Annotated in this window: 22 protein-coding genes and 1 tRNA gene; 11 read left to right on the top strand and 12 right to left on the bottom strand. The window is 61.8% G+C overall.

Going from position 1 to position 21494, the window contains the following annotated elements; all coding sequences use genetic code 11:
* Positions 1-2 precede the first annotated feature (2 nt).
* Positions 3-1004, bottom strand: a complete 1002-nt coding sequence (locus GZH79_RS18020) for a Hint domain-containing protein (RefSeq protein ID WP_211645160.1) — start codon at positions 1002-1004, stop codon at positions 3-5.
* A gap of 156 nt (positions 1005-1160) precedes the next feature.
* Here GZH79_RS18020 and GZH79_RS18015 point away from each other — a divergent pair, with 156 nt between their 5' ends.
* Together GZH79_RS18015 and GZH79_RS18010 are read left to right on the top strand one after the other, a co-directional pair.
* Positions 1161-1940, top strand: a complete 780-nt coding sequence (locus GZH79_RS18015) for an SDR family oxidoreductase (RefSeq protein WP_211645159.1) — start codon at positions 1161-1163, stop codon at positions 1938-1940.
* A gap of 58 nt (positions 1941-1998) precedes the next feature.
* Positions 1999-3075, top strand: coding sequence for an ABC transporter ATP-binding protein (locus tag GZH79_RS18010; RefSeq protein ID WP_211645158.1), 1077 nt, complete (start codon positions 1999-2001; stop codon positions 3073-3075).
* Between the two features lie 48 nt (positions 3076-3123).
* On the opposite strand, the gene GZH79_RS18005 is transcribed toward GZH79_RS18010, so the two are convergent.
* The 5 genes from GZH79_RS18005 to GZH79_RS17985 form a co-directional block, all read right to left on the bottom strand.
* Positions 3124-3816 (bottom strand): M48 family metallopeptidase, encoded by a 693-nt coding sequence (locus GZH79_RS18005; RefSeq protein WP_211645157.1) that lies wholly within the window; start codon positions 3814-3816, stop codon positions 3124-3126.
* Between the two features lie 52 nt (positions 3817-3868).
* The gene (locus tag GZH79_RS18000) at positions 3869-5053 is read right to left on the bottom strand and encodes a VWA domain-containing protein (RefSeq protein WP_211645156.1); all 1185 of its coding nucleotides are present in this window, start codon (positions 5051-5053) and stop codon (positions 3869-3871) included.
* Positions 5053-5223, bottom strand: coding sequence for a hypothetical protein (locus tag GZH79_RS17995; RefSeq protein ID WP_211645155.1), 171 nt, complete (start codon positions 5221-5223; stop codon positions 5053-5055). Before GZH79_RS17995 ends, GZH79_RS18000 begins: the two co-directional genes overlap by 1 nt.
* Positions 5224-5237: 14 nt before the next feature.
* A complete protein-coding gene (locus GZH79_RS17990; RefSeq protein WP_211645154.1) occupies positions 5238-6587 on the bottom strand; it encodes a DUF2927 domain-containing protein in 1350 nt (449 codons plus the stop codon).
* A gap of 316 nt (positions 6588-6903) precedes the next feature.
* Positions 6904-7743, bottom strand: coding sequence for a MoxR family ATPase (locus GZH79_RS17985; RefSeq protein ID WP_211645153.1), 840 nt, complete (start codon positions 7741-7743; stop codon positions 6904-6906).
* A 187-nt stretch (positions 7744-7930) separates the two neighbouring features.
* Here GZH79_RS17985 and dksA point away from each other — a divergent pair, with 187 nt between their 5' ends.
* Together dksA and GZH79_RS17975 are read left to right on the top strand one after the other, a co-directional pair.
* On the top strand, positions 7931-8353 hold the full coding sequence (gene dksA, locus GZH79_RS17980; RefSeq protein WP_211645152.1) for an RNA polymerase-binding protein DksA: 423 nt from the start codon (positions 7931-7933) through the stop codon (positions 8351-8353).
* Between the two features lies 1 nt (position 8354).
* A complete protein-coding gene (locus tag GZH79_RS17975) occupies positions 8355-9458 on the top strand; it encodes an FAD-dependent oxidoreductase (RefSeq protein ID WP_211645151.1) in 1104 nt (367 codons plus the stop codon).
* Between the two features lie 60 nt (positions 9459-9518).
* Here the strand turns inward: GZH79_RS17975 and xth are convergent, their stop codons facing one another.
* Positions 9519-10298 carry an exodeoxyribonuclease III gene (gene xth, locus GZH79_RS17970; protein WP_211645150.1) on the bottom strand — a complete coding sequence of 260 codons (780 nt, stop codon included), beginning with the start codon at positions 10296-10298 and terminating at the stop codon, positions 9519-9521.
* 243 nt (positions 10299-10541) lie between these two features.
* Complete coding sequence (locus tag GZH79_RS17965) at positions 10542-10868, bottom strand: iron-sulfur cluster assembly accessory protein (protein ID WP_211645149.1); 327 nt, start codon at positions 10866-10868, stop codon at positions 10542-10544.
* 68 nt (positions 10869-10936) lie between these two features.
* Here GZH79_RS17965 and GZH79_RS17960 point away from each other — a divergent pair, with 68 nt between their 5' ends.
* The 7 genes from GZH79_RS17960 to scpB all read left to right on the top strand — a co-directional run bounded on the left by GZH79_RS17960 (position 10937) and on the right by scpB (position 19231).
* Positions 10937-12109 carry a deoxyguanosinetriphosphate triphosphohydrolase gene (locus GZH79_RS17960; RefSeq protein ID WP_211645148.1) on the top strand — a complete coding sequence of 391 codons (1173 nt, stop codon included), beginning with the start codon at positions 10937-10939 and terminating at the stop codon, positions 12107-12109.
* Positions 12099-13937 carry a sodium:proton antiporter gene (locus tag GZH79_RS17955; protein ID WP_211645147.1) on the top strand — a complete coding sequence of 613 codons (1839 nt, stop codon included), beginning with the start codon at positions 12099-12101 and terminating at the stop codon, positions 13935-13937. The genes GZH79_RS17960 and GZH79_RS17955 overlap by 11 nt, the downstream gene beginning before the upstream one ends.
* A gap of 65 nt (positions 13938-14002) precedes the next feature.
* Positions 14003-15745 carry an arginine--tRNA ligase gene (gene argS / locus GZH79_RS17950; RefSeq protein WP_211645146.1) on the top strand — a complete coding sequence of 581 codons (1743 nt, stop codon included), beginning with the start codon at positions 14003-14005 and terminating at the stop codon, positions 15743-15745.
* A 62-nt stretch (positions 15746-15807) separates the two neighbouring features.
* Positions 15808-16845: an SPOR domain-containing protein gene (locus tag GZH79_RS17945; protein ID WP_249219281.1), complete on the top strand. Its 1038-nt coding sequence runs from the start codon at positions 15808-15810 to the stop codon at positions 16843-16845.
* The gene (locus GZH79_RS17940; protein ID WP_211645145.1) at positions 16778-17824 is read left to right on the top strand and encodes a glycoside hydrolase family 3 protein; all 1047 of its coding nucleotides are present in this window, start codon (positions 16778-16780) and stop codon (positions 17822-17824) included. The genes GZH79_RS17945 and GZH79_RS17940 overlap by 68 nt, the downstream gene beginning before the upstream one ends.
* A gap of 11 nt (positions 17825-17835) precedes the next feature.
* Positions 17836-18627, top strand: a complete 792-nt coding sequence (locus GZH79_RS17935) for a ScpA family protein (protein WP_211645144.1) — start codon at positions 17836-17838, stop codon at positions 18625-18627.
* Positions 18617-19231, top strand: a complete 615-nt coding sequence (gene scpB, locus GZH79_RS17930; RefSeq protein ID WP_211645143.1) for an SMC-Scp complex subunit ScpB — start codon at positions 18617-18619, stop codon at positions 19229-19231. The genes GZH79_RS17935 and scpB overlap by 11 nt, the downstream gene beginning before the upstream one ends.
* 65 nt (positions 19232-19296) lie before the next feature.
* On the opposite strand, the gene GZH79_RS17925 is transcribed toward scpB, so the two are convergent.
* The 4 genes from GZH79_RS17925 to ihfA form a co-directional block, all read right to left on the bottom strand.
* Positions 19297-20379 carry a 2'-deoxycytidine 5'-triphosphate deaminase gene (locus GZH79_RS17925; protein WP_211645142.1) on the bottom strand — a complete coding sequence of 361 codons (1083 nt, stop codon included), beginning with the start codon at positions 20377-20379 and terminating at the stop codon, positions 19297-19299.
* A 55-nt stretch (positions 20380-20434) separates the two neighbouring features.
* Positions 20435-20511, bottom strand: a tRNA-Pro gene (locus GZH79_RS17920).
* A gap of 63 nt (positions 20512-20574) precedes the next feature.
* A complete protein-coding gene (locus tag GZH79_RS17915; protein ID WP_211645141.1) occupies positions 20575-21153 on the bottom strand; it encodes a MerR family transcriptional regulator in 579 nt (192 codons plus the stop codon).
* A gap of 4 nt (positions 21154-21157) precedes the next feature.
* Positions 21158-21460 (bottom strand): integration host factor subunit alpha, encoded by a 303-nt coding sequence (gene ihfA, locus GZH79_RS17910; RefSeq protein WP_211645140.1) that lies wholly within the window; start codon positions 21458-21460, stop codon positions 21158-21160.
* Between the last annotated feature and the right edge of the window lie 34 nt (positions 21461-21494).

Genomic DNA, 21494 nt, shown 5'->3' with positions numbered 1-21494 from the left:
ACTCAGCTCATGGATGCGCGGCGCAGCAGGTCCACGGCATCGGGGTGCGACAACAGGTTTTCGCGGACTTCGTAATCCATATGGTGCCGATGGCTATGACCGGCGCGTACGGACCCGGTGACGTGATCGGGCAGGGCGGCGCGGGTCCGCGGATCGATCAGCAGGGACTCGGCCGCGATCCCTTCGGCATAAATGATCTGGTGCTGGTCGAACAACAGCTGGAAATAATCCACAAAACCGCCGTCCTGTTGCAGCACGGTATCGCCGTTGATCAGGTGGCGGACCTTGACCAGCACCTCTGATCGGCCCGCCCCCAGGCGGTCCTGCCGCTGATAGACGAACAGCCGATGGTCAGGGCTAAGTGTCAGGTCGTTGATGTTGTGCAGTGCCCCGGCCTTGATCACGACAGGCGCAAATTCGCCGGTCGCACGCAGGGTGGTTTCGCCCACCCAGCGCACAGCCTGTGGGCCATCGTCACGGGTCAACACGCGGTCACCGACGCGGATATCTTCGATCCGGACCTGTGCGCCGGATGCCATCGTGATATGCGTGCCGCGCGTAAACGACACGCTGGCGACTTCGGCAAATCGTGTCGTGGCGATCTGGCGGTCAATGCCCACCAGCCGATAGGGCGTCGCAGCGCGCAGGTTCGCAAGCGGTAACAAATAGACCGATTCAACGCCGCCCGACACGACCTCGACCAGCACAAGTGCTTCATAGGTGCGGCTGTCGCTGCCCATCAGGGTGATACAGCAATCCAGATAAACATCGGTGCCCGGCAGGCCCGCGTCTGAATTCTGACCGATCCGAAACGCGTTCCCGCTGTCCGGCAATTCCAGCGAAAGCATGCTGGGAACCCGACCGGGGGCCAGTTCATATACGTCGTCCAGCACCAGTTCATCCGCGAAACTGATGGCATCGCCCTGTGCAACGCCGTCGCTGACGCGAAACTGGTCCGCATGCCAGACCGAAACGCTTTGAGTTTGCAAATGAGTCTTTGTCATACGTCCATAACCGATCCGACAGAAACCTAGTCATTTGCGGTCCAAACGCAACGGACAGGGCCGAACATCGGTGGGCTTTTCCGACGCGCTGCTTATAGTGCACCACAAATGTATCGGCATCGCGGTCGGTATCGTCGCAATTACAGGAGTTTTCAAATGGATCTTGGTCTTTCAGGCAAATCGGCACTGGTGTGTGCGGCATCACGTGGATTGGGACGCGGTTGTGCCGAAGCATTGGCCGAAGCCGGGGTCAATCTGATCCTGAATGCGCGCGGCGCGGACGATCTGGAAGCGACCGCGCAAACGATTCGGGACACCTACGTCGTGCAGGTCACCTGCGTCGCGGGCGACATCGCCACGGCCGAAGGCCGAAAGGCCGTGCTGGACGCCGCTGGATCGGTTGATATCCTTGTGAACAATGCAGGCGGTCCGCCTCCGGGGCATTGGTCCGACTGGAACCGCGACGATTTCATTGCGGCACTTGATGCCAATATGCTGGCACCCATCGCCATGATGCAGGCCGTGCTGCCCGGCATGATCGACCGCGGCTGGGGCCGTATCGTCAATATCACCAGCGGGTCGGTCAAAGCGCCGATCCCGCAGCTTGGCCTGTCCAATTCCGCGCGCACCGGGTTGACCGGCTTTGTTGCGGGCACGTCGCGTCAGGTGGCCGAACATGGCGTCACGATCAACAACCTGCTGCCGGGCATCCATGCCACGGACCGCGCCGACAGTCTGGATGGCAACGTCGCAAAGGCGAACGACATCACGCTCGAACAGGCCCGCGCGCAGCGGCAGGCCACGATTCCCGCGCGGCGCTATGGCACGGCGGCGGAATTCGGCGCCACCTGCGCGTTTCTGTGTTCGGACAAGGCCGGTTTCATCGTCGGCCAGAACATCCTGCTGGATGGCGGCGCGGTCAACGCGACCTTGTAAGCTTGCAGGTCCGCGGCGGTCTTGCTACAGACCACAAAGCGTTTTTCTAAGGTATTTCATGACGCAGCCGCCGCGCCTTCGGGTGTCACAACTCGCAAAAACCTTTGGTGGGCGGCGCGTCGTCGATGACGTCAGCCTGTCTGTCATGCCGGGGCAGGTGACCTGCCTGCTGGGCCCGTCGGGGTGCGGCAAATCCACCACCCTGCGGATCATCGCCGGCGTGGATCGCCCCGATGCCGGACGGATAGAGGTCGACGGGCAGGTCATCTGCGACGCCGATCATGCGGTCCCGCCCGAAAACCGGTCCATTGGCCTGATGTTTCAGGATTTCGCGCTCTTTCCGCATCTGAGCGTGGCACAGAACGTGGCGTTCGGGCTGGGACGCGGCCGCAATGTCGCCGCCCGTGTGGCCGAACTTCTGGCGCGCGTCGATCTGCCCGACTACGGGGATCGCTACCCGCACGAGCTGTCAGGCGGTGAACAGCAGCGGGTCGCACTGGCGCGCGCCATCGCACCACGTCCGCGCATCATGTTGATGGATGAACCGTTTTCCGGCCTTGATGACCGTTTGCGCGACGAAATCCGCGATCAGACGCTGGATGTGCTCAAGGACGAGGGCACAGCCGTCCTGCTGGTCACCCACGAGCCGGGCGAAGCGATGCGCATGGCCGACGAAATCGCCCTGATGCGCGACGGCCGGATCGTGCAGCGAGGCGCGCCCTACAACATCTACAACACCCCGGTCGATCTCGAAGCGGCGGCTTTCTTCAGCGATATCAACGTTATACAGGGCACAGTCATGGGGGCGTTGACCGATACGCCCTTTGGTCAGTTCCTGACGCCGGGTCTGCCGGATGGCACGCTGGTCGATATCTGCATCCGCCCGCAGCACCTGAAGATCGATTTCGACCGCGCCGGCCGTGGCCCCAGCCCGACCCCGATGGAAGGCGCGCCCGCGCGCGGTGTGGTCCAGCGCGCACGGTTCATGGGATCGGAAAGTCTGGTGGAATTTCGAATGGACCACGACAGCACCACGCTGGTGGCCAAGGTCGGGTCGGTTTTTCTACCGAAACCCGGCACGCCGCTGTGGTTGATGCTGCGCCGCGACAGGTGTTTCGTGTTTCCGCGGCACTGACTTCTTCTTGCCAAAAATATCCCGGGGTCCGGGGCAGCGCCCCGGTCCTCAGCTTTGTTCCACGCGCCACTTTGCTTCGTTGCGTTCGATTGCGGCGATGCGGTCGGGGGTTTTGGGGTGGCTCAGCATCCAGGCGGGGGTGTTCTTGCCAGCACCACCTGTCAGCTTTTCCAGCTTTTGAAATAACGACTTCTGCGGTGTCGTGCCGATGCCCGCCTTGATCAGCAGCGCGCTGGCATAGGCGTCCGCCTCGAATTCGTCGCCGCGTGACAGGCGGGCGGCCAGCAGTGAAATCAGGGCATTGGCGACCAGCACGCCGACCCCGGGTAAAATACGATTAAGGACCATCGCAATCGCGGTCCGCATGGCATTCTGTGCTGAAAAATCAGTCAGGCGGCGGCGTGAATGGCCCAGTGCGACATGCCCCAGCTCATGTGCGATGACGCTGGCCAGTTCGTCCGCGCTGACCTCACCCGCGCGATAACGGTCGTAGAATCCGCGCGTGATGAAAATACGGCCGTCGGGGGCGGCCAGCCCGTTGACCTGGCTCACTTCATAGATGTGAACCCGGATACGGTCGATTTCCAGCGCGCGGGCCATCTGGTCACACATACGCCGCAGCGTGCCATCGGCCAGTTCGGTGGACTGGCTGTCCAGCTCCTTGCGCGTGCGGTAGGCGCTGAAGTGATACATGGCGAGTCCGTAGAGCACGGCCAGAATGATCGGTGTGAACTTTATCATGTCTTGAATATGGGGTGGCGCTGGCCATCGCGCAATCAATAGCGCGTGACGTTCAGGTCAGCAGCTTCATCCCACGGGTGATGCCATCCAGCGTCATCGGCACCATGCGGTCGGCGCCGAAAATCTCTTGAATCATATGCAGTGACTGGGTGTGCGGCCAATATCGTTGGTCCATCGGGTTGATCCACAGATGGGCGGGCCATTGGTCGCGCGCGCGGGTCAACCAGACGGACCCTGCTTCCTTGTTCCAATGTTCATTGGCGCCGCCGGGCACCGCGACTTCGTAGGGCGACATCGACGCATCCCCGACGAAGATGCATTTATAATCCGGCCCGTATTTGCGCAGGATATCCCAGGTCGCCGTCTGATCGTTCCAGCGCCGGGCGTTGTCGCGCCAGACACCTTCATACAGGCAGTTGTGAAAGTAGAAGTGTTCAAGGTGTTTGAATTCCGCCTTGGCGGCGCTGAACAGCTCCTCGACCACTTGCACATGCGGGTCCATGCTGCCGCCCACGTCCAGAAACAGCAGCACCTTGACCGCGTTGCGCCGTTCGGGCCGGGTCTGCACATCCAAATACCCGTTCTGCGCCGTCTTGCGGATCGTGCCGTCGAGATCCAGTTCGTCGTGCGCGCCGTCCCGCGCCCAGCGCCGCAGGCGTTTCAGGGCGACCTTGATGTTGCGGGTGCCCAGATCGACATTGTCGTCCAGATTACGGAATTTGCGCTTGTCCCACACCTTGACCGCGCGCTGGTGGCGGGATTGGTCCTGACCGATGCGCACGCCTTCGGGATTGTAGCCATAGGCGCCAAAAGGCGATGTGCCTGCGGTGCCAACCCATTTGCTGCCGCCTTGATGACGGCCCGTTTGTTCGGCCAGCCGTTGTTTCAGCCGTTCCATCAGCGCATCGAATCCGCCGGATGCTTCGATGTCGGCCTTTTCGGCGTCGGTCAGATGCTTTTCCGCCATCTTGGCCAGCCAGTCCGGGGGGATGTCCACGGCGTCCATCACAGCGCTGTCGGGGATGGTATCCAGCCCGGAAAATACCCGTGCAAACGCCCGGTCATACCGATCGATGTGGCGTTCATCCTTGACCATGATCGTGCGGCCAAGGTGATAGAATCCGTCCACGTCATAGGTCGCAAGACCCGCGGTCATGCCTTCGAGAAAAGCCAGATATTCACGTAGCGATACAGGCACACGTTCCGAACGCAACGCGTCGAAAAACGGCAGAAACATCAGACGTAGGAACGTTCTATGAAAATTAGCACGAACAGCCCGATGATCCCGAACAGAATGGCGAAAGACCCGGCCCATTGGGCCATGTCTCGCGCATTGCCACCATTCGACCAAGCGCGCCAGACGCCAATCAATGCGCCGATCAAAAGCCCGCCAAGTGGATAGATCATCGGGTCCGGCCCCTTTAGAAAGGGCGCAGGCCCCGCACTTCGGCAAGGCGTGCGCGCACGTTGTTATCGTTGCCAAACCCGTATCGCGCCCATGGCAGACTGTCCAGCCGCAGCGCTTCTGCTGCGACACTTCCACCCTGTAAATCCAGTGCTTCGGCCTTGAACATCATCAATGTCGCCAGCAAAGCAGCGTTCTGGTGTTCGCGGGCAAGTGGGATCGCCAGATCGGCCAGTTCGATGGTCGTGATCGCATCACCGGCCGACAGCGTGAACGCGGCCTTTTGTACCGCGATATGTGCGGCGTGGATCTGCGTCGCGGCAGAGGCGCGGTAAATCCGGTCCGCGGTTTCAAACGCGACGATTGCGGCCTGACTGTTGTTCCCGACTTCCAGCCGACCCATGGCGTAGTACGAAAATCCTTCGCGCGGGCCGGTCCAGCCCAGCGTGCGCGCGATCCGCACGGCGCGGGCGGCTGAATCGCGCCGCACGCCGGGCGATGCGCCGTTGGTCAGCGCCGTTTCCATCGCGTTGATCCAGTCGCGCGAGGTGTCGGGATCGTTGGTCGGGCGTTCCGATCCGCCAGCGGGATTAAGCCGGGCCAGCACCGACGGCAACGCCGCTGCAACCTGCTGACGGGTCATGCCGGATCTAAGTTCGGGCGCATAGGTCGTGCGCAGCATCAGCATGTCAAATCCGGTCAGGACCGCGTGGATGTTGTCATCGTTGAACACCGAATCCGGCAAACGGTAAAGATCGTTCAATGGTCCCAACGCCTGTGCCAGTTCTTCGTGCAGACAGTCGCGGATTTCTTGCGGTGCCGCGTCCGAGGGCACAAAAATGGATGCGTGTTCGCGGGTCGTCAACGTGGCCCAATCGACGTTTCTGCTGGACCTGTTTTGCATGTATTCCGACCAGTCACGCACCCGCGGGACAACGAAACAGGCCGCTTTCGGCACCGCACGCTGCAAGGTCCGCTGCGGTATCGCCTGAATGGTGATGCTGGCGCTGTCCGATTGCGTGGGTCTGATGTCGATCCCGGCTTCCTTGCGCAGGCGCGCAAGCAGCGCGTCCAGATCGGACGGTAATGTTGCGGGCATATCCCCGATGACGCGGACGGTGATCGGGGTTTCAAACCGTGACATGGTTGCGATGGCCCGGCCGCTTTCCATGCGGAACGTCAGATCCAGAAAATCCTGTGCCATCTGCCCATTGGACCGCGTGACCCGCACCGGAGAGCGATCCGCGAATCCCTGCAAGGTCGGGGTCGACGCCGACACAGCAGCCCGCGTGGTGGTATCGACAGGCTGCACAGGGGCGCAGGATGCGACCAAAGCCATCATCCAGACCGCGATGGACTGTTTCATGAGCGTACCAGAAAGCGGAATGTCGTATCCGAAAGCAGCGGGCATAGACCACCAGAAAGGTTTGGCTGATCCCACGACGTGCAGGCGCACGCGGGACCGACAGGTAAAACGGTCCTGAACAAAACGGCTCTCCTCGGATTACGTCAGTTCCGTCTGCCTTCGGACTGCGACCCCTTCTGGGCCTGATTGCGACCAAATCGCGATTCAGGTGGGGGTCTGATCACTAGGCCGCAGGACGCCCCTGATTGCGAGCAAAAAATACGTCCACGACCGGACCCTTTTTCGGTCCGTTGCCAAGTTGCCGCAACCTGTGCGTTTATCGCCGCCCACGCGCCATGAAAGCCAGCCGTTCGAACAGATGGACGTCCTGTTCGTTTTTCAAAAGCGCGCCGTGCAGTTTCGGCAGGGCATCGGCGCCGTCGCGCGCCAGATCTTCTGGTGTCAGATCTTCTGCAAGCAGCAGTTTCAGCCAGTCCAGCACCTCTGACGTGGATGGTTTTTTCTTCAGTCCGGGCGTGTCGCGCAGCTCGTAGAATTGGGTCAGGGCGGTCGTCAGCAGCCGGTCCTTGATGCCCGGATGATGCACGGCGACGATGGCGCGCATCGTGTCCATGTCGGGAAACCGGATGTAGTGGAAAAAGCAGCGGCGCAAAAAGGCGTCGGGCAGTTCTTTTTCGTTGTTGGACGTGATGATGACGATGGGACGGACGCGGGCCTTGATCGTCTCGCCGGTTTCGTAGACGTGGAATTCCATCCGGTCCAGCTCTTGCAGCAGGTCGTTTGGAAATTCGATGTCCGCCTTGTCGATCTCGTCGATCAGCAGCACGGTGCGTTCGCCCGCCGCAAATGCCTGCCACAACTTGCCGCGTTTGATGTAGTTGGAAATGTCATGGACACGTTCGTCACCCAGCTGGCTATCGCGCAACCGGCTGACGGCGTCGTATTCATACAGCCCCTGTTGCGCCCGCGTCGTGGATTTGATGTGCCATTCGATCATGGGCAAACCCAGTGCTGTGGCCACCTGTCGGGCCAGTTCGGTCTTGCCTGTTCCGGGCTCTCCCTTGACCAGCAAGGGGCGTTCCAGCGTCACCGCCGCATTCACCGCCATCGTCAGATCGTCCGTGGCGATATAGCTGTCTGTTCCTGTGAAATTCATGGCAGTCCCCGATCTGATTTCGCCGCGACGATAGGCGGCCAGGCGCGACACTACAACTCTGCGAAGGCCTTAGAAAACGGGTGACACTTCCAGTAGTTGCGTCTAATAGGTCCGCAGAGATGGTATGGAGAGTCACATGTCGACGCACCTGGCACAGCTGACTGTCAACCGTGAAAAGGGGACTTCCATGAAAGCTGAAACATTCCTTCCCGACGATTATCGCCCGGCAGAGGACGAACCGTTCATGAACGAACGCCAGACTGAATATTTCCGTCGGAAGCTGCTGGATTGGAAAGCGGATCTGATGGAAGACACCCGCGACACCGTCGCAGGCATGAAAGACCAGACGCGCAATATCCCCGACATCGCAGACCGCGCGTCCGAAGAAACCGACCGCAGCATCGAGCTGCGGACCCGTGACCGCCAGCGCAAGCTGGTCGCCAAGATCGACGCCGCCCTGCGTCGCATCGAAGAAGGCGAATTCGGTTACTGCGCCATCACCGGCGATCCAATCAGCCTGAAACGTCTGGATGCGCGTCCCATCGCGACCATGACGCTGGAAGCGCAGGAACGGCACGAACGCGGCGAACGGGTGCACCGCAAGGACTGACATGATTGCCAAACGCCATGTTGCCGTCATCGGCGGCGGCCCGGCAGGACTGACCACAGCGCTGGCCCTTGCGATGCAAGGCGCCAGCGTTTGTGTTTACGAACAGGCGGATCGGCTGGGTGACATCGGGGCCGGGCTGCAAATCAGCCCCAACGGCGCGCGGGCGCTGGCGGCCATTGGCCTGACGGACGGCTTGCAACGGATCGGGTTGCCATCCGATGCCGTGATTCCGACAAATGGGGTAACTGGGCGGCAGATTGCGCGTTTCGATCTGACGGGGCAAATGCCGCGTTATCGCTTTGTCGCGCGCCCTGCGTTGATTGCCATGCTGGCCGACGCCTGTGCCGCGCGCGGCGTGGATATCCGGCTGGGTGCCGCGGTCGCTGATGACGCGCTGGATGCCGATATGATAGTGGGTGCGGACGGCATCAAATCCGCAACGCGCACTGCCCTGAACGGGGCCGATGCGCCGCAGTTTTCCGGCCAAGTGGCGTGGCGCGCCATCGTGACTGCGCCAGCGCCGCCTGTCGCGCGGATCTGGATGATGCCGGGGCGGCATGTAGTGACTTACCCACTGACGGACGGGCGGTTGAACGTCGTCGCTGTGCAGGAACGTGAGACATGGGCCGACGAAGGCTGGCACCACGCCGACGAACCCGATGCGCTGCGGCATGCGTTTCCCGATGCCTGTGCGGCGTTGCAAGAGATTTTGTGGGCCGTGGACACGCCGCACCTGTGGGGGCTGTTTCGCCATCCGGTGGCCGCGCGCTGGCACGATGCCCGACGCGTGCTGGTCGGTGACGCCGCCCATCCGACGCTGCCGTTTCTGGCCCAAGGGGCCAATCTGGCATTGGAAGACGCGGTGGTGCTGGCCCGCTGCGTCGGGCGGCACGGCATCACGGACGGATTGCCACGCTATCAGGCATTGCGACAAGACCGGGTGCGCCGCGCCATCGCGGCGGCGGATGCCAATGCAGTCAATTACCATCTGGGCGGCATCAGACGACAGGTCGCGCACACTGGTCTGCGCGTGCTGGGCAAGGTGGCGCCCGATGCCTTTATCAAGCGGCTGGACTGGCTTTACGGGTTTGATCCGGCCACATAACGCAACGGCGGTCGATCGTTTGTTGTAACGATGACAATGCGTTACGCGGTTCAGCTTATGTCATGCTGCAAGATCGACCCAGACCGGCACGTGGTCGGATGGCTTTTCGCGGGCGCGCAGATCCTTTTCGATCCAGCAGTCCGACAACAGGTCGGCACATTGCGGTGTCAGCAGGAAATGGTCGATACGGATACCGTCGTTGCGATCGAATGCCCCGGCCTGATAATCCCAGAATGAATAATGTCCCGGACCGTTTTGCCGCGCGCGGAACGCTTCGGTAAAGCCAAGGTTCAGGATTCGGCGCCATGCCGCACGACTGTCCGGCCTGAACAACGCGTCGTCGCGCCATGCGGCGGGGCGGCTGGCGTCCTCGGCCTGCGGAATGATATTGTAATCCCCGGCCATCAACGCCGGTGTTTCGCTGAGCAGAAGCGCCTGCGCGCGGTCGCGCAGACGGTCCATCCACCCCAGTTTGTACTCGTGTTTGGGGCCGGGCGCGGGATTGCCGTTTGGCAGATACAGACAGCAAATCCGGACTGCGGTTTCGCCCACGACAGTCGCTTCGATCCAGCGGGCCTGCACGTCGTCATCGTCGCCGGGCAGGCCGCGTGTCACGTCTTCGAGTGGGAATTTCGACAGGATCGCGACACCGTTGAAACCCTTTTGACCATGGGTTTCAATGTTGTAGCCCAAATCCGCGATCAGGTCGCGGGGGAAGCCTTCGTCGACGGATTTGATTTCCTGTAACAGCGCCACGTCGGGCGCGCTGTCCTGCAACCATTGCGTCAGGCCTTCGATCCGGGCCTTGACCCCATTGATGTTGAATGTCGCTATTTTCATTGCACTGCCCCTTTGCCGCCTAGGCTAAAAGGCGGCAAGCGGTGGCACAAGTCCTAGCGGTCGTCACGCACCCTGACAGGGATCGCGCGGGGTTGTTTTTTCATCTGACCGGACACGGATGCCGCAGCGGCAGCACCTGCAAGAAGGATCGTTATCAAAAGTGCCATGGCAGCGGCTCCCTATAATTTCACGTCAGCTTAGAAACGAATCGCGGCGAAAGAAAGTTCCAATTCGTCGCAGGTTCTAGATGGAAAACGACGTCCCGCAGCCGCAGGATGACGTGGCGTTTGGATTTTCAATCACGAACCGTGCGCCGATCAATTCTTCGGAAAAGTCGATGACCGCGTCGGTGAGGAACGGCAGCGATACAGAATCGATCACAACGGTTTCGCCGCTGTGCGACAGTTTCAGATCGTCGTCGCGGGGATCATCAAGCGCTATTTCATATTGAAACCCGGAACATCCGCCGCCTTCGACGGCGATGCGCAACGCCTTGCCCTGTTCGGCTGCGCCGATTTCAGCAAGCCGTTCAAACGCGCGTGGGGTCACTTTGGGGGGCAGAGTCAGCATAACATACCTATCGGTCTGGGCCTGTCTGAAATATAGGGAGCCTTGGCAACAGGCACAAGACGGGCATCATGGCAGCAAGATACGCGACCAATCCCGCTTCACCGCGCGGGCGACTTTATGCCGAAGAGGAAAGCGCGCACCGCTCTCCTTTTCAGCGGGACCGGGACAGGATCATCCATTCCAGCGCCTTTCGGCGGCTGAAACACAAAACGCAGGTGTTCATCGAACACGAAGGCGATTATTTCCGCACGCGCCTGACCCACAGTATCGAGGTGGCACAGGTCGCGCGCACCGTTGCCGCATCGCTGGATCTGAACGTCGAACTGACAGAAGCCATCGCGTTGGCGCATGATCTGGGCCACACGCCGTTCGGCCACACGGGCGAAGAAGCACTGGACCGTCTGATGCAGCCCTACGGCGGGTTCGATCATAACGCGCAGGCGCTGCGGATCGTGACTGATCTGGAACGACATTATGCCGAATGGGACGGGCTGAACCTGACGTGGGAAACGCTGGAAGGCATCGCCAAACACAACGGTCCGGTGGCGCAGCCCTGGCCCTATGCGCTGGACGCCTATAACGCGCGGCACGATCTGGAACTGCACACCCATGCGGGGCCAGAAGCGCAGGTTGCGGCCCTGTCCGACGATATCGCCTATAACAACCACGACTTGCACGACGGTTTGCGGGCGGAATTGTTCAGCACCGACGAACTGGCTGAACTGCCGGTGCTGGCCGATTGTTTCGCGCGCGTCGATGCGAAATATCCCGGCCTGAACTACTACCGCCGTCGCCACGAAGCGCTGCGCCGCTTTTTCGGTGTGCTGGTCGAAGACGTGATCGATGTCAGCCGCCGGAACCTTGCGACACTCGATCCGCAAAGTGCGGCCGACGTGCGGCATGCCGGACGCATGGTGATCCAGTTTTCGCCCGGCTTGTGGCGCGATCTGAAAGTGATCCGCAAGTTTCTGTTCGAACGCATGTATCGTGCGCCCGCTGTGGTTGAAATGCGCCGGGTCGTGACCCGGATGCTGGATGAACTTTTTGCCTTTTACCTGCAGACCCCGACAGAGCTGCCGAAACAGTGGCGCAAGGAAGTTTCCGAAGCTGGTGATCAACAGACCTTGGCCCGGCTGGTTGCGGACTATATCGCCGGTATGACGGATCGTTTCGCGATTCAGGAACACGACCGCCTGATCGGCGGACGCGAGATACCACCAGGAGTGATTGATGGCCATTGAAACCGCGCCGGAGGCGTTAAGCCCCGTGATCGCCATTGCCCTTGTGGGCGGTTTGGGTGTGGGCAGCCAATGGCTGGCGTGGCGGCTGCGTATGCCCGCCATCGTGCTGATGCTGGTCGCGGGCGTTCTGATCGGGCCGGTGCTGGGCGTGTTCGATCCGGCCCGCGATTTTGGGCCGCTGATGGCGCCGATCATTGCCATCGCCGTGGCGATCATCCTGTTCGAAGGCGGGCTGACACTGAATTTTCACCAGTTGCGCGATGCGGCGGTGGGCGTGCAGCGGCTGGTGTTCATCGGCGCGCCTGTGGGCTGGGTGCTGTCGGCGCTGGCGCTGAAATACGGGGCAGGGTTGTCGTGGTCGTCGTCGTGGGTGTTCGGCGGCATTCTGATTGTCACCGGGCCCACGGTGATCGCACCCTTGTTGCGGACCGCACGGCTGTCGCGCAGACCCGGCCAACTGCTGCAATGGGAAGCGATCGTCAACGATCCGCTGGGCGCGCTGGCCGCCGTGTTGGCGTTCGAGGTGGTGCTGGTACTGAACACGGCCACCACAACCGGTGCGGCGGTGCTGGATCTGATGCTGGGCATCGGGCTGGCCGTTGCCTTTGGTCTGGCGGGTGGCTACGGCATCGCATGGGCGTTTCGCAACGGCCATGTGCCTGAATACATGAAAGTCAGCGTGCTCTTTGCGCTGCTGTTGGGTATTTTCGGCCTGTCGGATGCGGTGCTGCACGAAAGCGGGCTGTTGGCCGTGACCGTCATGGGTATCGTGATCGCCAACGCCAACCTGCCCAGCTACGAAGAACTGCGCCGGTTCAAGGAACACGCGACGATCCTGCTGGTATCGGGTGTGTTCATCCTGCTGGCCGCCAACCTTGATTTCAGCGAGCTGGGCCAGTTGACCGGGCGGGCGGCAATATTCGTGGCGCTGATCATCTTTGTGGCGCGTCCGGTGACAGTGTTCGTGTCGTTGATTGGGTCCGGCCTGCCGTGGCGCGAACAGGTGCTGGTGGCCTTTACCGGGCCGCGCGGCGTGGTGCTGGTCGCGGTTGCGGGTCTGTTTGCCGAACGCCTGATGTCACTGGGGTTCGAGGATGCGGAACTGATCGGGCCGCTGGCATTCGTGCTGGTGGCGACGACAGTGGTGCTGCACGGCTTCACGCTCAAACCCATGGCGCGCTGGCTGGGGCTGGCGGGCGCGGGCAATCCCGGTGTCATCATCGTCGGTGGGTCCGACTGGACCACCGCACTGGCAGAGGCGTTGATCAAGGCCGATGTGCCGGTCCTGATGACTGATCCGAACTTTGGCCACCTGCGGGCGGCGCGTGCGGCTGGTATCCAGACTTATACCGGTGACATCCTGTCCGAAGGGGCAGAGCAACGGCTGGAACTGGTCAGCTATGACAAGATGCTCACCGCGACCGACAACGATGCCTACAATACGCTGGTGGCGACCGATCTTGCGCCGGAATTCGGGCGGGAAAACGTGTTTCAGGTCGAACGGGTCAAGACCGATGGAGCGCGTCACACCTTGCCCGCGACATTGGGCGGGCGGCCCATCGGGCACCGCGCGACCTATGACGAATGGAACCGGCTGGTGCGGCAGGGTTGGACCTTTCGCATCACCCGCCTGACTGCGGAATTCACGCTGAAGGACTGGCAGGAAAAGCGGCCACGCTCGCATCTGGTGGGGCGCATTCTGCCAAACGGCGATTTCAAGCTGCTGCAAGAGGACGAGGAAATACGTGGCCTGCCTGACACGCGCCTGATTGCGTTGCGTCCACCGGAATCAAACGGGTCCACCATCCAGCCGCCTGCGGATACCTGAACGGGCGTTGACGCGGACGGGCGGGGTGGTAAACGCAAGGCTTAACAACCCGAAAGACAGGTCGCATGAACATTTTCGCAGAAATCCGCACACTCGTCATCGACGCGCTTGCTGATCTGGTGCGAAACGGCGTGCTGCCCGATGGCCTGTCCACCGATGCGGTGACGGTCGAACCGCCGCGCGATCCCGGTCATGGCGACATGGCGACCAATGCGGCGATGGTGCTGGCGAAACCCGCGGGCATGAAACCGCGCGACATTGCAGATGCACTGGCGACGCGGCTGGCCGCTGATGACCGGATCAGCAGCGCCGATGTGGCTGGTCCGGGGTTTTTGAACCTGCGGCTGGACAACGGCGTGTGGCGCGGGATTGTGACCGCCGCCCTGACCGATCCCGGCTATGGCCGGTCGCAGATGGGCAACAACCTGCGGACACTGGTGGAATATGTCAGCGCCAACCCCACCGGGCCGCTGCATGTGGGGCATACGCGCGGTGCGGTATTCGGTGACGCGCTGGCCAGCCTGCTGGATTATGCGGGTTTCGACGTCACGCGCGAATATTACATCAACGACGGTGGCGCGCAGGTCGACGTGCTCGCCCGGTCGGTTTATCTGCGGTATCAAGAAGCGCATGATCTGTCCGTCGACTGGCCCGAAGGCACCTATCCCGGCGACTACCTGATCGACGTGGGCGAGGCGCTGAAGGCCAAGGTCGGTGACGCCTATCTGAACCAGCCCGAAGAGGTCTGGCTGGATGATGTGCGTCTGTTCGCCACCGACGCGATGATGGACCTGATCCGTGCCGATCTGGCCAAGCTGAACATCAAAATGGATAACTTTTATTCCGAAAAATCGCTTTACGGTTCCGGCAAGATCGAAAAGGCGATCCAGCGGCTGGATTCAGCCGGTCTGATCTATCGCGGCACGCTGGAACCGCCCAAAGGCAAGATGCCCGACGATTGGGAACCGCGCGAACAGACGCTGTTCAAATCGACCGAACACGGTGACGATGTGGACCGTCCGGTGCAGAAATCCGATGGGGCATGGACCTATTTCGCCCCCGACATCGCGTATCACTATGACAAGATCGAACGCGGCTATGATGCGCTGATCGACGTGTTTGGCGCGGACCATGGCGGGTATGTCAAACGGATGAAGGCCGCTGTCAGCGCGCTGTCGAACGGGCGTGTGCCCTTGGACATCAAGCTGACGCAACTGGTAAAGCTGTTCCAGAACGGCGAACCGTTCAAGATGTCGAAACGGGCAGGGACGTTCATCACCCTGTCGGATGTGGTCGATCAGGTCGGACCGGACGTGACCCGGTTTCACATGCTGACACGCAAGAACGACGCGCCGCTGGATTTCGATTTCGCCAAGGTGACGGAACAGTCAAAAGACAACCCCGTCTTCTATGTGCAATACGCGCATGCGCGGGTGAATTCGGTCCTGCGCAAGGCGCGCGAGGCGGGAATTGACGTGGCGGATGCAACATTGGCCGGGTCGGACCTGACCAAGCTGGACCATGCGGCAGAGGTCGCGTTGGCTGCGAAAATCGCGGAATGGCCACGCCTGATCGAAATTGCCGCGCGGACCCATGAACCGCACCGGGTGGCGTTTTACCTGTATGATCTGGCGTCCGATCTGCACGGGCTTTGGAATCTGGGCAATACCGATCCGGCCTTGCGGTTCCTGCAGGATGGCGACAATGCCACATCACAGGCCAAGATTGCGCTAATTCGTGCCGCGCAGGTTGTGATTGCGGCAGGCTTGGGTATCCTTGGCGTCACACCGGTCGAAGAGATGCGCTGAAGCGCACGCGACCCCGAAGGCAGAGCAGCGAACCCGTCAGAGGTTCGGGACAAGAGGCAGTGATGGCAGTTTACGAAGACATGGACGCGCCGATGGCGCGTGATGCGTCGCGGATCACCCAGGTGACGGGCGCCGCGGTCAGCCTGACATTGATGATTGGCGTCGGCGTCTGGGGCACCCAATCGATAATGCGCGACGTGTCCGGCGTGCCGGTCGTGCGCGCCATGGAAGGAGACATGCGCCGTGCGCCCGACCACGCAGGCGGCACGATCACCGATCATCGAGGTTTGGCCGTGAACGAAGTCGCAGCCCTTGGTGAAGCAGGCGGGCCCGAAGACATGTTGCTGCTGGCGCCGCGCGGGTCCGACCTGTCGGACGAAGACCTGACCGCCGAACCCCTGCCGCAAGCCGCTGCAACAGAAGTCGAGATCGTCGTGGACGATACCGTCCAAACCGCATCCAACGCGCCGATGTCCGCCGAAGACGTGCTGGCGCTGGCCGACCGGATCGCCGGTGGTGCCGCCCCCTTGTCGGAACTTGACGCGGGGGAGACAATTGATGCGGTCGTGACGGTCGACGATCAGCCGGAACCCCCTGTCGATCCGGTCGCCGCAGCCTTGGCCGAAGCGATGCTTGTCGATGCACCCGATGCTGTGGATGTTGTCGCCGATGCGCGCGTCAGTCAGGTGTTGCGCCCGATGATGCGTCCTGCAGCGCAGGCGGTGACTGCGCTGACCACGCCCGAGCCAGTTCGCCAGATCACTCAGGACGCCGTGCTGACACCAGTGGCCATGACGACAGACACCATGCCGATGCCCAGCCAGAACCTGCTGACCGATGAACTGCCTGTAGGGACGAAACTGGTGCAGCTTGGCGCCTTTCCGACAGCCGCAGACGCGACGGCGGAATGGGATCGCCTGACCACGCGGTTTGCCGATTTCATGGCGGGCAAGTCACGCGTTATTCAAGAAGCGTCTTCTGGCGGGGCAACGTTTTATCGTTTGCGTGCCAGCGGATTTGACGATCTGGCCGATGCGCGCCGGTTCTGCACCACGCTGGACGCGGCCCGCACGGCCTGCATCCCTGTCGTTGTCCGCTAACGCCAGCATTCTGGGCCTGTCGGGCCCACGCTTGACGGCGGCAGAGGCCGCGTTCTTTCGCGCCGTTGATCCATGGGGCTTTATCCTGTTTTCCCGCAACGTGGACAATCCTGACCAGTTGCGCGGCCTGACGGCCGATTTGCGCGATGCCGTGGGCCGCAATGCCCCGATCCTGATCGACCAAGAAGGCGGGCGCGTGCAGCGCCTGCGCGCACCGCACTGGCGCGAATACCTGCCCGCGCTGACGCAAATGGAACGTGCATCCAACCCGATCCGTGCGCATTGGGTGCGGAACCGTCTAATCGCGGATGAACTTTACCGTGTCGGAATTGACGTGAACTGCGCCCCCTTGGCCGATCTGGTCGAGGCGCAGACGCATCCGGTGCTACGCAACCGTCTGTCCGGGCAAACCGCCCCCATTGTCATTGATGCGGCCCGCGTCTGTGCAGAGGCGTTTCTGGCGGGTGGTGTGCTGCCAGTGCTCAAGCATATTCCGGGCTATGGCCGTGCATCCGTCGACAGCCACAAATCGCTGCCGACCGTGACGGCCCCCGCAGATGATGTTTTGGCCCGCGATTTCGCGCCTTTCGTGGCGCTGAACACCATGGCCATGGGCATGACGGCGCATATCGTGTTCGCCGATATCGACCCGCACGCGCCGGCAACCACATCGCCGGTGGTGATGGGTGTGATCCGCGATCAGATCGGGTTCGGCGGATTGATCATGACCGACGACATCTCGATGGAGGCGCTGTCAGGCAGCATCGCGGACCGGGCGGCACGGTCGATCGCCGCAGGCTGCGATATCGTGCTGCATTGCAACGGTGACATGGACGAAATGATGGCGGTCACGGATGCCGCTGGCGACATGACGCTGATGGCACAAGCCCGCGCGGCACAGGCGCTGGCACAGCGACGTCCACCCGTGGACGTTGACATCGCAGCGCTTGCAGCGGAACTTGACGTGCTTCTGTCCTAAGGCCCGCCGCCATGTCGCAAGACCCAGAATTCGACCAAAGCGTCGCGGACCGCGTCGCCGCCGAAGCCCTGATCGTCGATGTTGACGGGTTTGAGGGACCGCTGGACCTGCTGCTGACCCTGTCGCGCACGCAAAAGGTAGACCTGCGCGAAATCTCGATCCTGGCGCTGGCGCGGCAGTATCTGGCCTTTGTGGACCGCGCACGTGCGTTGCGGCTGGAACTGGCGGCGGATTATCTGGTGATGGCGGCATGGCTCGCGTTTCTGAAATCGCGCCTGCTGCTCCCCCCCGATCCCGAAGAGGAAGGCCCGTCCGGCGCGGAACTGGCTGCACATCTGGCGTTTCAGCTGGAACGTCTGGAAGCGATGCGCGGCGTCTCTGCCCGGCTGATGGCCCGCGACCAGTTGGGGCGCGATTTTTTTGCGCGCGGGATCACGCAGGATGTGACCCGCGTGCGGCGCGTGACCTATACCGCGACGCTGCTGGATCTGATGCAGGGCTATGCCCGCATCCGGACCCGCGACGATTTCCGGCCGTTTGTCATGGACCGCGAAAACCTGATGACGATGGAAGTTGCCCTGCAATCGCTGCGCCAAATGATCGGGTTTGCGGGCGAATGGTCCGATATCGCAAGCTATCTGCCCGCGGGCTGGACAGAAGACCCGGTGCGGCGGCGCACGGCGACCGCCGCGACCTTTGCCGCGTCGCTGGAACTGGTCAAGGAAGGCCGGTTGCAGATCAGGCAGGACGATACCTTTGCCCCCATACAGATACGCCGCACGGAGGGCCGCCATGACCGATGAACCCGGCCTGTTCGCGGCACCGCCGGATGCCGAACAGGAGCGCATGGTCGAAGCGCTGCTGTTTGCCAGCGCTGCACCGATGACGGTGCCGCAACTGGCAGGACGGATGCCGCATGGCTGCGACCCGCAGACGGCACTGGCCGCATTGCGGCGGCGCTATGACGGCCGGGGCGTGCGGCTGGTACGCATCGCAGAGGCTTGGGCGTTCCGCACCGCACCCGATCTGGGCTATCTGATGACGCACGAGGTGACGGAAACCCGCAAACTGTCACGTGCGGCGATCGAAACGCTGGCGATCATCGCCTATCACCAGCCTGCCACCCGGGCCGAGATCGAAGAGATTCGCGGCGTCAGCGTATCGCGTGGCACCATCGACCAGCTGATCGAACTGGACTGGGTGAAGCTGGGGCGCAGGCGCATGACGCCGGGGCGGCCCGTGACATTCGTGGTGACGCCGGCATTTCTGGATCACTTTGGTCTGGAAACAGCCCGTGATCTGCCGGGACTACGGGAATTGCGGGCGGCGGGTCTGCTGGACAATCGCCCCCAGCCGGGAGCCGAACCCGAAGATGACGATGGACAAGAGGCGCTGTTCGGTGACTAGCGCCCCTGCGGGGTCTGTGGGACGCCTGCGGCGGGCGAGTATTTTTGGCAAGATGATGCCACGCATCAGTTGCGAAAATGTTTTGACAGTTTCAAGCCCTGGCCCTGGTAGTTGGATTTTATGTCCTGACCGTAGAGTGATTTTGGATGGCTGGACATGTGTTCATAGACCAGCCGACCCACAGTTTGCCCATGTTCCAGCACGAACGGTGCTTCGTGGCAGCGCACCTCTAGCACGCCGCGCGATCCGGTGCCGCCCGCTGCTGCCCAGCCGAAGCCGGGGTCGAAAAATCCTGCATAATGAACGCGGAATTCACCGACCATGGCCAGATAGGGGGCCATTTCAGCCGCCTGCATGGGGGGAATGGCGATCGATTCGCGGCTGACAAGGATATAGAATGCGCCCGGATCGAGGATGATCCAGCCGCTGTGGGAATGGACCTGTTCCCAATAGTCGGTGGGATCGTAATGGGCCAGCTTTGCCAGATCAACGACGCCCGTATGCGGTTTTGCGCGGTAGCCGACGTGGGTGCCGCTGTCGGGCCGCAGGTCAACCGAAAACCCCAGACCGTCCGAAATCACCGGATCGCAATCGACAATGGGCACCGCGTCATGCAGCGCGCGCAAGGCGTCATCCGACATGCGGGTCTGGCCGTTGCGAAAGATGATCTGGTTCAGCATCTGGCCTGCCTGCGCCAACACCGAAAAGCTGCGCGGACAGATTTCGACATAAAGCGGGCCGTCGTAACCATCGGGGACACGGTCGAATTCCGTTCCATGGTCTGTGATGATCCGTGTCAGCAGATCCAGCCGCCCGATGGATGATTTTGCACTGGCCGCCGCGGTCATCCCGGCGGGCAGGGCCAGTGATTCCATCAACGGCACGACGTAGACGCAGCCCTTTTCCAGCACGGCACCGCCGGTCAACGGCATGGTATGCATGGTAAAATCCGCCAGACGGTCTGCGACCGTGCGCGTCTTGCCCGGCAGAAACGACGCGCGGACGCGGTAGGCCACATCGCCCAGCCGCAGATCCAGCGAGGCCGGTTGCACCTGACCCGCTGTCAGCCCCGGCGCGCGCACATGGCCGCTGTCGATCAGGCTGGTGATCTGATGGTCGGCCAGAACGCCGGTGTCGAACGTGGTCATCGGTCGTCGTCCTTCATAGCAAAACGCCCGCCGCGTATGCGGGCGGGCGATTTGTTGGTCGGGCTAGCAGGACTCGAACCTGCGACCTTCCGTCCCCCAGACGGACGCGCTACCAGGCTGCGCTATAGCCCGACTGAGCGCGTATTTAACCGATTGGTGCCCAAGGGCAAGTCCTGTTTGCCCCGCGCGGGGGCATTATCTTGCAGATACCAGACGTCGGTGCAGATCATCCAGTTGTGCGATCAATGGGGCGATCTGGTTTGGCGTGATGCGGCCATCGCGCACCGCCCGCGCGGCCATCCCCAGCAGTCGCGGTCCGGGATCGGGCCGCGGGGCTGCGCGGGCAGGCAGTGGCGCGGGCCGCAAGGGCAGGGACACGACGTTCGGCGATTGCGCTACAGGATAAGACGTCGCGGGCTGCGTGGTTGCATCTGTATCTGGTATCGCGTCCGGAAGGGCCGCGTGTTCGATCACGCGCGCATCGTCGGCATCCCCTGGCTGATGGTCCGCGAACAGTAACATCACCGGTTTCACACCTTGTTCGCGCAGGATTTTCTGCGCGCCCTTGATGGTCATGCCTTGGTCATGCAGCAGTATTTTTATCCCGCCCAGCAGGGCCAGATCATCGGGCCGGTAATACCGGCGCCCGCCCGCGCGTTTGACCGGTTTGACGTGGGTAAACTTGCTTTCCCAAAAGCGCAGCACATGCGGCGGGGTATCCAACGCCTCTGCCACTTCGCTGATTGTCCGAAAGGCATCCGGAGCCTTGGCCATGGTGTCAGGCCTTGTTTCCGGCGGCGACCTTGTCTTTCATCAGGTGGCTGGGACGAAAGGTCAGGACACGGCGTGGATGGATCGGGACTTCTTCGCCAGTTTTCGGATTACGGCCCACCCGCGCGGCCTTGTCGCGGCAGCTAAAGGTGCCGAAAGAAGAGATCTTGACCTGTTCGCCGTCCACCAATGCGTCAGAAATATGTTGCAGGACGCTTTCGACGAGATCGGCGCTTTCGTTCCGCGACAGGCCAACCTGTTCGTGAACGGCATCGGACAAATCCATGCGTGTCAAAGTCTTGTCGGACATATCAATTCCCCAGAGGCGTGTCGCAAAACATTAA

Origin of the sequence: Loktanella sp. SALINAS62, assembly GCF_018263905.1 — a bacterium.
Lineage (GTDB): Bacteria > Pseudomonadota > Alphaproteobacteria > Rhodobacterales > Rhodobacteraceae > Loktanella.
Note: the sequence above shows the minus strand (reverse complement) of the source record. Positions and strands in the feature narration are given on the sequence as shown.